Source organism: Kribbella antiqua, assembly GCF_004345665.1.
Taxonomy (GTDB): domain Bacteria; phylum Actinomycetota; class Actinomycetes; order Propionibacteriales; family Kribbellaceae; genus Kribbella; species Kribbella antiqua.
Genome location: NZ_SLWR01000017.1, coordinates 160,486 through 172,619, shown reverse-complemented (window position 1 = coordinate 172,619; position 12,134 = coordinate 160,486). Strand labels below are relative to the sequence as shown.

The window sequence follows — 12,134 nt, the reverse complement described above, 5'->3', positions numbered from 1 at the left end:
CACCGGCAACCGAGGACGACCACCACGAGCACCCATCACAACACCCCTTCAACCGAAAGGTGTTGCAATCACTCCTTGAGCCCGCCTGGGTTCCCTGCCCGTATTCCGACGGCGAACCCACACGATGATTGGTGAACCCACCAAACGTCGGCCGGTCAGAAGCTGTTGGGGCCGAAGCGGAAGATGGCGACCGGGACGGCAAGGATCAGGAGTACGGCGTTGATGGCGATCGCCTGCGGCTCCTTGCGGCGGGCGTGGGTGATGATCGCGCCGATCATGATGACGGCGAGCCCGGTGGCGGCGAGCGGGACCAGGATCGGGGCGATGTCGAACGCGCCGGGCAGGATCAGGCCGAGCGCGCCGAGGGTCTCCGCGGTCCCGATCAGTTTGATCGTCCTGGCGGAGAAGTCCTGGGTCCAGGCCATGTTCGGGTTGGCGATCAGCTTGCGCCGATCCTGGGTCAGTTTGGTCAGTCCGGCAGCCAGGAAGGCCGCGGCCAGCAGCCCGGCGACGATCCACAGAAAGATGTTCATGTCCACACTCTCGGTCATTTGGTTGACGCTTCAACTCAAACCGTAGGCCTAGTTGACTTGAAGCGTCAACTAACTGGGTAGAATGCCGTCATGGCGGGAAGTGGGGAGCCTCGGTGGCTCGAAAAGGACGAGCTGGCAGCATGGATGTCGCTGGCCGCCCTGACCTTCAAGCTGCCCGGCGTGCTCGACTACCAGCTGCAGCGGGACTCCGGCCTGACCCACTTCGAGTACCTCGTGCTCGCCGGCCTGTCCGAGTCGCCTGGGCGGTCGCGCCGGATGAGTGACCTGGCGGGCTTCGCGAACGGCTCGCTGTCGCGGCTCTCGCATGTAGTCAAACGCCTCGAGCAGCGCGGCTTCGTCGAACGCCGCCCGGCCGAGGACGATGGCCGGATCACCGTCGCCACCATCACCGACAGCGGCTACGAGATCCTCGTCGCCGCCGCGCCCGGTCATGTCGCGACCGTCCGCGAGTACGTCGTCGACGCGCTCACCCCGGAGCAGATCGCGCAGCTGAAGGTCATCGCCGACCAGATCCTCGCCAAGATCGACCCGGACAAGTCCTGCTGACCCCTTGCCGCGCTCTTGCCAGGATGCGAACGGTCGTGCTTTTATCGGGGTGTGAGTAAGGGGGAGGAAACTCGGGCCGCGGTGCTGGATGAAGCAGCGCGGATCGTGAGTGCGACCGGGCTGGGTGGGCTCACGATCGGGCTGCTGGCCGATCGGATGCAGCTGTCCAAGAGCGGCCTGTTCGCGCATTTCAAGTCCAAGGAGCAGCTCCAGCTCGCGGTGGTCGAGCGGGCGGCGGATCTCTACACCGAGCGGGTGGTCCGGCCGGCCCTCAAAGCGCCGCGGGGTGAGCCGCGCGCACGCGACCTTTTCGACCGCCAGCTCCGTTGGGCTACTGGCGACCTCGCCCTTCCAGGCGGCTGTTTCTTCGCCAGCGTTGCGGCTGAACTCGATGACGCGCCACCAGGTCCGGTTCGCGACCGGGTGGTCGGCGCCGAGCGCGATCACGCGGACCTGGTCGCCAACGTCTTCCGGACCGGTTTGAGCGAGGGTCACTTCCGGCCCGACGCTGATCCTGAGCAGTACGCCTTCGACGTCAAGGGCATCCTGCTGTCGTACCACCACTCCGGCCGTCTGCTGGCCGATCCCAAGGCCGAGGACAAGGCGCGCACGGCTTTCGAAGCGCTGCTCCAGGCCGTGTCTGTCGTGGAGTGATCAACGTGTCGCTACAGAAAAGCACGATCGTTCGGACTTTTGACCTGCTGGAGCGGGTCGCGCCGGCGCTCGGCACCCGCTGGCTCGACCGGCTCTGGTTCGGCGTCCCCGTCGTACCGGCCGAGAAGCGGCGGCCGCGGGGTGAGTTGCCGGCGGCAACGTCGTTCTCGGTCGCCGGGATCCGTGGTCAGTCGTACGGCGAGGGTCCGGCCGTCTATCTCGTCCATGGCTGGGGTGGCTGGGGTCTGCAACTCGCGGCGTACATCCGGCCGCTGGTCGACCTGGGCTTCCGCGTGATCACGTACGACGCCCCAAGCCACGGCGACTCCGAGCCGGGCATCGAGGGCAAAGGACGATCGACGCTGCTGGAACTCGCCGATGCGCTGACGGCGGTGGTTGCCGCGCAAGGCCCGGCGTACGGCGTCATCGCGCATTCATTGGGCGCACCGGCGACTGCGCTTGCTCTTCGCGACGGCCTGGTTGTCGATCGGGTCGTGTTCGTGGCGACCGCGACCGACTTCACCGAGTGGCTCGACTATATGCAGTCGTTCCTCGGCTTCGGTCCGCGGATCCGGGCCGGCTTCCTGCGTCGTTTCGAAGCGCGGTTCGGTCCGATGGATGGCTTCCGGATGGAGTCGGTGCTCGCAGGCCGAGCCGAGCTGCCGCCGCTCCTGGTGATCCACGATCGCGCGGATCCTGAGACGTCGTACCAGGGCAGCGTCGAGCTTGCCGCTTGGTGGCCGGAGGCGCGGCTCGAGACAAGTGAGGGGCTCGGGCATCGACGAGTACTGCGGGACGCCGACCTGGTGAAGAAGGCGGTCGTGTTCCTCGCCGAGCGGGCGCCTGCCGACCGACGCTGAGGCGGTCTTCTCGCGGAGCGAGCGCCTGCTGACGGGCGTGCGGGCGGGCAGGAGAGAATGCGGGAGTGATCTTCGAGACCTCCAGCCGGTTGCCCGACTTCCCGTGGGACAAGCTCGCCCCGTACAAGCAGAAGGCGGCGGCGCATCCCGACGGCATCGTCGACCTGTCCATCGGCAGCCCGGTGGACCCAGTGCCGGACCTGATCAAGAAGGCACTCGCCGACGCGGCCGACGCGCCGGCGTACCCGACCACCATCGGTACGGCGACCGCGCGGCAGTCGGCGGTGGACTGGATGGCGCGGCGTCTCGACGTGGCCGGGGTCGACCCGCAGACCGGCGTACTGCCGGTGATCGGCACCAAGGAGCTGATCATGATGCTGCCGACGCTGCTCGGCATCGGCGCCGGCGACACTGTGCTCATCCCGGACCTGGCCTACCCGACGTACGAGGCCGGTGCGGCGCTTGCCCGGGCCGCGAGTGTGCCGGTCGTGGATCCGACGACGTACGACGCGGGGCCGGTGCGGGTCGCTTACCTGAACTCGCCGCGCAATCCGTCGGGTGAGATCACGTCAGCGGATGACCTGCGGCGTGCGGTCGAGTGGGCGCGAGCCAACGACGTGCTGCTGGTCAGTGACGAGTGCTACGCCGAGTTCGGCTGGGACTCGCGGCCGGTGTCTGTGCTGCACCCTTCCGTGTGTGGCGGGAGTTTCGACGGCTTGCTGGCGGTGCACTCACTGTCGAAGCGGTCAAACCTGGCCGGCTACCGCGGTGGCTTCGTTGCCGGTGACCCGGCGGTGGTTGCCGAGTTGCTGTCGGTCCGCAAGCACGCGGGTCTGATGGTGCCGTCGCCGATCCAGGCCGCGATGGCTGCCGCGTTCGCCGACGACACGCATGTCGACGAGCAGCGCGCTCGGTACCTGCGCCGGCGGTCGGTGCTGCGTGATGCGCTGACCGACGCGGGCTGGGTGATCACGCTGTCCAACGGCGGGCTGTACCTGTGGGCTGAGCACCCGTCGTACGACGCCTACGGCTCAGTCGGCGCACTCGCGGACCGCGGCATCCTGGTCGCACCAGGAGCCTTCTACGGTACGGCGGGGGAGCGCCACGTCCGGGTGGCTCTGACCGGGACGGACGAGCGCATCGACGCCGCCGTGAAGCGACTGCAGGAGTAACGCAAACTTTTGCGGTTTCTGTGACGTCCCCCTCTTCGAGCGCTTCTTATCTGGGTAAGTAGCGGCTGCGGGACCTCGTCCGGTCCCGGTGAGGGAGGGGGCGGACGCATGACGTTGCGTGCCATTGGGGTGGCGCTGGCCGGGGCGGTACTGACGCTGGGGTTGATTCCGCCGGGTGCGGAGGCGGTGGACGATCCGGCGTCGCCGACTGTTTCGACGTCGAAACCTTCACCATCGGAAACTTCGACGTCCGAACCATCGAACCCTTCGACGTCGAACCCTTCGACGTCGAACCCTTCGACGTCGGAATCTTCGACGTCGAAGCAAGCGGACGAGACGCCGCCGCCGTCGAGCGAGACGCCGTCGACGCCTGCACCCGAGACACCGCCGCCTTCGACGCCTGCACCGCCGGCCGACGAGGTGGTCACGCCGACCCCCACCCCCACGCCCGCGCCCGCGGCTGAGGCGGCGTGGTCGGTCACGTTGGATCAGCCGGCCGCGTCCTGGGAGGACCGCCCGACGGTGTTTACCGGAAAGACCAGCAACGCGATGACCGGCTTGTTCATCTCCCTCTGGCAACGGCTTCCAGGTCCGACCTGGGTGCTGCGCGCCTATACCCGGACCACAACCGGCGGCGTCTACAAGCTCAGCTACGTTGCCCCCGCGGCTGGAACCTGGGCCTTCCAGACGATGATCGGAGGGAGCGCCGAGACCGCGCTGGCGATCTCGCCGACCAGAACTGTCACGATCGGGGACCGGAAGATCCTGCTGAACACGCCGGCCTCGGCGTACGGGACGCTCACCGGCGTCGCGGTCACCGGCCGGATGAACCCGGCCGAGCCGGGCAAGGAGCTCGGGCTGCAGCAGTACCTCGGCAGTGGCAAGTGGGGGCTGCTCTCCGTCGCGAAGATGGATGCCTATGGCAAGTTCCGGCTGCCGGTGCCGGACAACGTTCCGGCGACCCGCACGGTCCGGGTGCTGACCCGTGGAGTCACGCAGGCGGCCATGGAGTACTCCGCCACAGTCAAGATCGTGGTCAAGATCGTCGTCAACCCGAAGGTGTACGCCGTCTCAGCCGCGATGGTGCCGTACACCTACCGCTCGGGCTGTCCGGTCGGGCCGTCGTCGTTGCGGCTACTCGTCTTGAATTACTGGGGTTTCGACCACAAGGTCCATCGGGGTGAGCTGATCGTCCGGGACGCCGCGGTGTCGAAGATGATCGCGGTCTGGTCTGCCGGGCTCGCGGCCAGGTTCCCGATCCGTCAGATGCGACGGGTCGACGCGTACGGCGGCAGCGACATCAAGTCGATGGAGGCCGACAACACCTCCGTCTTCAACTGCCGTCGCGTGACGGGCAACCCGTATGCGCTGTCGCCGCACTCGTACGGCTGGGCCATCGACATCAACACCGTCGAGAACCCGTACCTGGCGGCCAACAACGTCTGGTATCCCTCCAACGGCCTCTCGTACCGCGACCGCTCCAACTCCCGCCCGGGCATGCTGTACTACACCAGCACCCCAACCAAGGCGTTGGCATCGCAGGGCTACTTCTGGGGTGCTCGGTGGAGCAAGCCCGACTACCAGCACTTCCAGCCGAAATGAGAGCGATCGTCTTTGGAGTGGCGATGTTGCTGCTGGTTGGGTGTAGCGGTGCTGGCTCGGAGCCGCAGGCCGCCGTCTCGACTCCTATCCCCACCACTGTCGGTGGGACGGTGCCTGTTCCGACAGTGACGCTCAGCAGCGCGCCGCCAACGGATGCCGCAGTGCCGCCCGAGCTGCCCGAGGAGGCGACCGCGCCGCCACCTGCTACTGCTGGTCCACTGACTGCGCGCAACCTGCCGACGCCAGAGAAGCTTGGCACCGGCTGGAAGACCTATGTGGACCCGGGCGGAGTCGAGGAGGGCTTTCTGGGTAACAAGACCTGGACTCGGAAGCGTGCCGCGCATCAGGCGGCCTTCGAGGCGCTGCCACTGGGCTGTGCAGGCAAGCTGCCCACCGGCTCGCTGCCGGTGCCGCAGTACGCACTGCAAGGCGCCTATCGAACAGCAGACGCCCAACCCGCCACCGCATTGCTTCTCCGCTTCGCCGACCCAGCCAAGGCTGCCGCCTACCGCACCGGCTACCAGGCCCGCATGACGGCGTGCGGCTCAGGTGGCGACCTCAGCGTGACGCCGCTGTGGTCGGAGGACAGTGCAGCGGCCTCAGTACGGCGATACGCGGGGGCCGAGGCTTACGCCGACGTCTCGGTCCTGCAGGGCTCCACGGTGGCGCTACTCGCGGCGGCCTCCATCGACAAGCCGGCTGCCTGGGCGCACAGCGTCGTACCGGCGCTCGAGGCGGTCGTCGACTCTCCTTGAGAAGTTGTATTACCTTTCAGTATTTGTTGTCCTACACTCCCCCTATGGGTGACTTCGACCGTTACACCCGCCTGACCGCGGGCCTCGACGCGCCGTACGCGGTCGTCGACCTGGCCGCGTTCCGGCGGAACGCGGACGATCTGGTCCGCCGCGCGGCGGGGACGCCGATCCGGGTCGCGTCCAAGTCGGTCCGCTGCCGCGCGCTGCTCGCGGCGGCCCTCGAGCGGCCCGGCTTCCACGGGGTGATGAGCTACGCGCTGCCCGAAGCGCTGTGGCTCGCCCGGAACGGCGTCGACGACATCCTGCTCGGCTACCCGACCGTCCATCGTTCCGCTCTCCGCTCGTTGGCCGCCGACCCGGAAGCGGCCGCGCGCATCACCTTGATGGTCGACTCTGCCGAGCACCTCGCGCTGATCAAGTCAGTGGCTGGCGACGGCATGCGTCTGCAGGTCTGCCTTGACGTGGACGCGTCTCTGCGTGTGCTGGGCCAGCATCTCGGCGTACGACGCTCGCCTCTGCGCACTCCGGACGACGTCGTCGCACTCGCTCGGCAAGTCGTCGCCGATGAGGCGTTCGAGCTTGCCGGCGTGATGTTCTACGAGGCCCAGATCGCCGGTCTCCCCGACACGTCGCCCGCGGTCCGCTGGGTGAAGCGCCGCTCGGCCCACGAGCTCGCCGACCGGCGGGGCGCCGTGGTGGACGCGGTCAAGCAGTTGGCGCCGGTGCGCCTCGTCAACAGCGGCGGCACCGGCAGCCTCGAGATCAGCAGCGCCGACCCGGGCGTCACCGAGGTCACCGCCGGCTCCGGTCTCTACGGCCCGACCCTCTTCGACAAGTACGACGTCTTCCAGCCATCGCATGCGGTCGCCTATGCGCTGGACGTCGTACGGCGTCCTGCTCCTCGGATCGCCACGCTCTTCGGCGGCGGTTACGTCGCCTCCGGGCCGGCCAAGAAGTCCCGCCTGCCGCTGCCGGCTTGGCCGGCCGGGCTGAAGCTGTTGGGCACAGAAGGTGCTGGAGAAGTGCAGACTCCGGTCCTTGGTAGTTCCGCCGAAGGGCTGCAGCTTGGAGACCGGGTCTGGATGCGGTACGCGAAGGCGGGCGAGATGCTGGAGCGTTTCGACATCCTGTACGCGATCGACGGCGACGAGCTGACCGAGCTCGCCACCTATCGGGGCGAAGGGAAGAACTTCGGATGAGCACCTGGCGCAACTGGGCCGGCACCGAGTCGGCGACCGGCGTGGAGATCCTGCGCCCAGGCTCGGTCGACGAGCTCGCTTCGGCCGTGAAGGCCGCGGCTGAGCAGGGCAAGAAGCTGAAGGCGGTCGGCGCCGGGCACTCGTTCACCGGCTGCTCAGTGCCAGAGCAGGTGATGGTCCGGCTCGACGGCCTTGCGTCCATCACGCACGCCGATCAGAGCTCCGGTCGAGTCACCGTCGGCGCGGGCACCGGGCTGCGCAAGCTCAACGCAGGGCTTGCCGCCTTCGACCTCGCGATGGCGAACCTCGGCGACATCGACAAACAGACCATCTCCGGCGCGATCTCCACCGGTACGCACGGCACTGGCGCGCGGCTCGGCGGCCTCGCCACGCAGATCGTCGCGCTCGACCTGGTCACCGCGGACGGCTCCGTGCTGCACTGCTCCGCCGAGGAGAACCCGGACGTCTTCGCGGCGGCCCGCGTCTCGATCGGTGCGCTCGGCGTGATCAGCTCGCTCACGCTGCAGTGCGTGCCGGCGTTCCTGCTCCGCGCGCAGGAGATGCCGATGCCGTTGGGCGACGTACTGCACGGCTTCGATGAACTTGCCGATGGCAACGATCACTTCGAGTTCTACTGGTTCCCGCACACCGACCTCGCGCTGACCAAGCGGAACAACCGCGTCGAGGCCGGCGTCGGCGCGTCTCCGGTCGGCCGTGTCCGCGGCTGGGTCGACGACGAACTGCTGTCGAACAAGGTGTTCGAGCTGACCAACCGGTTGTCGGTCCGGCAGCCTTCTCTGGTTCCGCGGATCAACCGGATCGCGTCCCGCGCGTTGTCGGCCCGCGAGTACGTCGACGCGTCGTACAAGGTGTTCTGCTCGGAGCGCAACGTGGTGTTCCGCGAGTCGGAGTACGCCGTACCGCGCGAAAACGTGGTCGAGGTGATCCGCCGCCTGCGCGACTGGATCGACAGTTCAGGCGAGCGGATCCCGTTCCCGATCGAGGTGCGGGTCGCCGCGGCGGACGACATCTGGCTCTCCACCGCCAACGGCCGCGATACCGCCTACATCGCCATCCACCAGTACCACCGCCTCTCCCACGACCGGTACTTCCAAGCCTTCGAACGCATTGTCGCCGACTACAAGGCCCGCCCGCACTGGGGCAAACTCCACACCCTCACCGCTGCCGACCTGGCCGCCCGCTACCCCCACTTCAAAGACTTCCTGGCCGTCCGGGACCGCCTGGACCCCACGCGAACCTTCGAAAACCCCTACACCCGCCAGGTCTTCGGCTAGTCCCGCGGCTGTGGATGTCGTGGACTACCAGGAGTGCATCTTCGGGCAGAGAAGGTTTCGGCGTCAGCGGATTGGGGACTAGCCTGCGGTAATGACTGGTGTACAGCCCTTGGAACCGGTGGACGAGAACTGGCAGAAAGCTCTGGCGGTGGTCGCGCACCCGGATGACCTGGAGTTCGGGTCCGCCGCGGCGATCGCGCGATGGACCGCGCAGGGCAAGGAAGTCGTGTACTGCCTGCTCACCTCCGGCGAGGCCGGCATCGACGGCGTCGACCCGGCCGAGTGCGGCGCGGTCCGCGAAGCCGAGCAGATCGAATCCGCACGCATCGTCGGCGTCTCGTCGGTGGAGTTCCTCGGCCAGCCCGACGGCACCATCGAGTACGGCGTCGCGCTCCGCCGCGTCATCACCGCGGTGATCCGGCGGTACCAGCCGGAGATCGTCATCACCAACAACTTCCGCGACACCTGGGACGGCGACGTAGCGCTCAACCAGGCCGACCACATCAGCACCGGCCGCGCCACCCTCGACGCCGCCCGCGACGCGGCGAACCGCTGGATCTTCCCCGACGCCGGAGACCAGTGGACCGGCGTACGCCAGGTCTGGGCCGGCGGCTCACCCCAGTCCCGCCACGCCGCCGACATCACCGACACCTTCGACCTGGGCGTCCAATCCCTCAAGGCCCACAAGGCCTACCTCGACGGCCTCAACAACCCCGACTTCGACCCCGCCGAGTTCCTCGAGTCCGCAGCCCGAGCCACGGGCACCCGCCTAGGCACCACCTACGCCACCCGCTTCGAAGTCTTCACCCCATAAACAATGCGCCCCACCGAACCCCGCGACCCGCAGACCACCGCCGGTGCCTGGTGTGCTGCGCTTTCCGGAAGATCGCTGCCACCCAGCGCAAACCAATTTCCGGAAACCGCCCGGGGGCATCGAGGCCGCGGGCCGAGTTGGCGACCCGGTGTTTGCCGGGCTGTGTGCGGCCCTTCCTTGGCTACTCGCCTGGAAGTTCGAGGGCTGCTTTCAAGTACGGCGGGTTGGGCGCCGGGCGGCGGGGCTCGCGGTCGCCGGATGGGTCGCCGGGCGGCTCCTGGGGTGTGTACCAGGACCTGACCAGGGTGCGGCCCTTGCGGGAGAGGCGGTGCAGGTCGATCTGCTGGATCTGGGTGGCGGGGAAGCCGAGCTGAGCCAGGCTGCGAGTCGCCATGCAGTGTGCGGCGTCGTGCTTGCGAGGGCTCATCTTCTGCTGGAGGACGATGGCAACCGTCCCGTCCGGCAGGTCGGAGACGCGCTGGAACGTCATCCCCTTGTCCAGCGAGGAGGACCTGAGCGCGAGCTCGATGTACTCGGTGTCGGACAGTCGTCGATCGGTCTTCGTGCGAGCAACCACTTCATACCGGGCCATACCCCGATCATCCGTCGCGCCGCACCACTTTTCCAGCAAACCCACCCCCGGAGTGCGCGGATCAGAGTTGGAGGACGCGGTGGGACTCGGCCAGGACGGCGGGGGAGGCGAGCGACTGCCAGCGGGGGATTTGTTCCTGGAGGAAGGGGCGGAGTTTGGGCGCCAGCGCCGGCGCGTGGTCGAGGACGTCGAGCTCGTTGACGATGGTGAGGTCGATGTGGTCGCGCAGGTCGGCGACCGACAGCTCTTCCGAGGTGCCGGTGAAGCGGTCGGTGACGGTGTGGTGCTCGGCGAGGTCGCGCCAGGTGGTTTCGCGGTCGCAGGCGCCGTACCGGTAGACGATCAGCTCCGCCTCGGTTCCGATGACGGCTTCAAGGACCGAACGCTCGGTCTGCCAGTCGAAGAGGTGGGTCGGGAAACCATCGGTCCCGTACGCCGCGTGCGCGAGCCCGGCCAGGATCAGGGTGTCGGAGGCACCGAGCGTGGTGAGCCGCTTGGCGACCCGGTGCAGGTGGACGTACAGACTCCCACCGGCATGCTCGAGCTCATCCGCCCCCCGAACCAGCAACAACGATCCCATGTCCTGAAAAGCGCTCATCTGACCCCTTCATCCGGAGCGGCCAGGGCCCACCAGGATCGGCCCAGGCAATCACGGTAAGGCCTCCCTCCCCCTCCCGCCCACCAATCCGGCGCGCCGACTACATCACAACTCCCCATCCCACACCCGCCAGAACCCACCGCCGGATCTGGTGGTTGGGGGCAGTTGGTGCTGCTGTAGCCGGAGGGATGGCTACAGCAGCACGAACTGGCTTTGGTGAGGCGGTCGCCAGCTGCCAGGCAACGGCCGCCTGGGTGATTAGTCCTCGAGGTCGGCGAGGGCTTTGCGGGCTGCTTCCAGCTCGGCTTCGAGGGCGGCTACCTTGGCGGCTTGCTGTTCGCGAGCGGCTTCGATGACCTCGTCGATGGGGGTGGAGAGGTCCTCGTGGAGTTCCTTGGCGGCGCGGGACACCGCCGCCGCCGCGACGGCGAGGCCGCGGGCCAGGTAGGTGCTGCCCTGCTTGAGCTCGGCATGCCACTCGCCGTCGGCCGTGCCGGTCACGGTGAGCGTCAGTTCGAGGGTCTTGGTCTTCTTGGCCGCGGCCTTCTTCGCCGGAGCCTTCTTCGGCTTGGCGTCCACAGCTTCGGCAACTGGGGTCACGTCGTCGGGTGACGCGACCTCGGGGGAGGCAGGCGAAGTTCCGGCCAGGTCGTCGGGAGTGTCGGCGACGTCGGTCCGCGGTTCTGCTGCCAGAGTGTCTACAGTCATGTTGCGGCGATCTCCTTCATGAACATCGCCCGCCGTGAGCGGGCTGGCGCTGAGAGTCTATTAGAACATACGTTCGATCCCTAGCGCCAATTCCCCTGTCATGACAACCGCCCGGCTACAGACGCACTCCGACCAGCTTGATCAGGAATCGGTCGACCTGCTCCTCGAGCGGCGGAAACGCCGTACCTGGTTCGTTCACCCGCAGCGAGACCGCGCCGTGCACCGCGGCGCGAAGATCGAGCGCAACCGCGGCAGCGTCGTCAGCGGGGGCGAGTCCAGCATCCATGCATCGCTGCACAGCTACGACGGTCGCGGAGTTCAGCTCGTCCTTGAATGCCAGATGCATCCGCTGGTTGATGCTGCTCTCGTGCAGCACCTTGTACAGACCCCCGTTGTCGCGAACCCACGCGCCCAGAAACACCAGTCGCGCCCGTAGTTGCGCCACCGGATCACCGTCCACGGGCTGAGCCTGATCGCGCAGCAGGTCGGCTGCGCACTGCTCCAGGGCCGCCGAGACGAGTTCGTCCCGGTCGGCGAAGTGGATGTAGACGGACGTCGCCGCGATTCCCACCTCCCGTGCGACTGCGCGCAGAGACAGCGCCTCGTCATCACCCAGTTCGTTCAGCATCCGCAAGGTCGCGTCGATGATCTCGCGGCGCAGCAGTTCGCCCTGCCCGCGCCGATTGCGGCCCCGCGCCGGCGAAGAGGAAGTCGCGTCCATGGAAACCGATTGTAGTGCAACACTCGTTGCCTTACAGTCGTAGCACTACAACTGTCCACCTAAG

The 12,134-nt window shown here is 67.7% G+C and carries 14 protein-coding genes; 9 read left to right on the top strand and 5 right to left on the bottom strand.

Features of this window, described 5'->3' with window-relative positions:
• Positions 1 to 155: 155 nt before the first annotated feature.
• Positions 156 to 551: a DoxX family protein gene (locus tag EV646_RS36310; protein ID WP_241996552.1), complete on the bottom strand. Its 396-nt coding sequence runs from the start codon at positions 549 to 551 to the stop codon at positions 156 to 158.
• Positions 552 to 623: 72 nt separating this feature from the next.
• Between EV646_RS36310 and EV646_RS36305 the strand changes: the two genes are divergently transcribed.
• The 9 genes from EV646_RS36305 (at position 624) to EV646_RS36265 (ending at position 9,451) form a co-directional block, all read left to right on the top strand.
• The gene (locus tag EV646_RS36305) at positions 624 to 1,100 is read left to right on the top strand and encodes a MarR family winged helix-turn-helix transcriptional regulator (protein ID WP_132156893.1); all 477 of its coding nucleotides are present in this window, start codon (positions 624 to 626) and stop codon (positions 1,098 to 1,100) included.
• Between the two features lie 51 nt (positions 1,101 to 1,151).
• Positions 1,152 to 1,754, top strand: coding sequence for a TetR/AcrR family transcriptional regulator (locus EV646_RS36300; protein WP_132156892.1), 603 nt, complete (start codon positions 1,152 to 1,154; stop codon positions 1,752 to 1,754).
• Positions 1,755 to 1,759: 5 nt separating this feature from the next.
• Positions 1,760 to 2,614, top strand: coding sequence for an alpha/beta fold hydrolase (locus tag EV646_RS36295; protein ID WP_132156890.1), 855 nt, complete (start codon positions 1,760 to 1,762; stop codon positions 2,612 to 2,614).
• Between the two features lie 68 nt (positions 2,615 to 2,682).
• On the top strand, positions 2,683 to 3,786 hold the full coding sequence (dapC, locus tag EV646_RS36290; RefSeq protein WP_132156931.1) for a succinyldiaminopimelate transaminase: 1,104 nt from the start codon (positions 2,683 to 2,685) through the stop codon (positions 3,784 to 3,786).
• A gap of 108 nt (positions 3,787 to 3,894) precedes the next feature.
• Positions 3,895 to 5,388: a M15 family metallopeptidase gene (locus EV646_RS40795; RefSeq protein ID WP_277875156.1), complete on the top strand. Its 1,494-nt coding sequence runs from the start codon at positions 3,895 to 3,897 to the stop codon at positions 5,386 to 5,388.
• Between the two features lie 110 nt (positions 5,389 to 5,498).
• Complete coding sequence (locus tag EV646_RS36280; protein WP_132156888.1) at positions 5,499 to 6,143, top strand: hypothetical protein; 645 nt, start codon at positions 5,499 to 5,501, stop codon at positions 6,141 to 6,143.
• 44 nt (positions 6,144 to 6,187) lie between these two features.
• Positions 6,188 to 7,342: an amino acid deaminase/aldolase gene (locus tag EV646_RS36275; RefSeq protein WP_132156886.1), complete on the top strand. Its 1,155-nt coding sequence runs from the start codon at positions 6,188 to 6,190 to the stop codon at positions 7,340 to 7,342.
• A complete protein-coding gene (locus EV646_RS36270; RefSeq protein ID WP_132156884.1) occupies positions 7,339 to 8,637 on the top strand; it encodes a D-arabinono-1,4-lactone oxidase in 1,299 nt (432 codons plus the stop codon). Before EV646_RS36275 ends, EV646_RS36270 begins: the two co-directional genes overlap by 4 nt.
• A gap of 91 nt (positions 8,638 to 8,728) precedes the next feature.
• Positions 8,729 to 9,451 carry a PIG-L deacetylase family protein gene (locus EV646_RS36265; protein WP_132156882.1) on the top strand — a complete coding sequence of 241 codons (723 nt, stop codon included), beginning with the start codon at positions 8,729 to 8,731 and terminating at the stop codon, positions 9,449 to 9,451.
• Between the two features lie 181 nt (positions 9,452 to 9,632).
• Here the strand turns inward: EV646_RS36265 and EV646_RS36260 are convergent, their stop codons facing one another.
• The 4 genes from EV646_RS36260 to EV646_RS36245 form a co-directional block, all read right to left on the bottom strand.
• Positions 9,633 to 10,043: a hypothetical protein gene (locus tag EV646_RS36260; RefSeq protein ID WP_132156880.1), complete on the bottom strand. Its 411-nt coding sequence runs from the start codon at positions 10,041 to 10,043 to the stop codon at positions 9,633 to 9,635.
• Positions 10,044 to 10,104: 61 nt separating this feature from the next.
• On the bottom strand, positions 10,105 to 10,641 hold the full coding sequence (locus EV646_RS36255; protein WP_132156878.1) for a DUF6817 domain-containing protein: 537 nt from the start codon (positions 10,639 to 10,641) through the stop codon (positions 10,105 to 10,107).
• Between the two features lie 258 nt (positions 10,642 to 10,899).
• Complete coding sequence (locus EV646_RS36250; protein ID WP_132156876.1) at positions 10,900 to 11,349, bottom strand: DUF6319 family protein; 450 nt, start codon at positions 11,347 to 11,349, stop codon at positions 10,900 to 10,902.
• Positions 11,350 to 11,464: 115 nt separating this feature from the next.
• Entirely contained in the window at positions 11,465 to 12,070 is a 606-nt protein-coding gene (locus tag EV646_RS36245; protein ID WP_132156874.1) for a TetR/AcrR family transcriptional regulator, read from the bottom strand.
• Positions 12,071 to 12,134 lie beyond the last annotated feature (64 nt).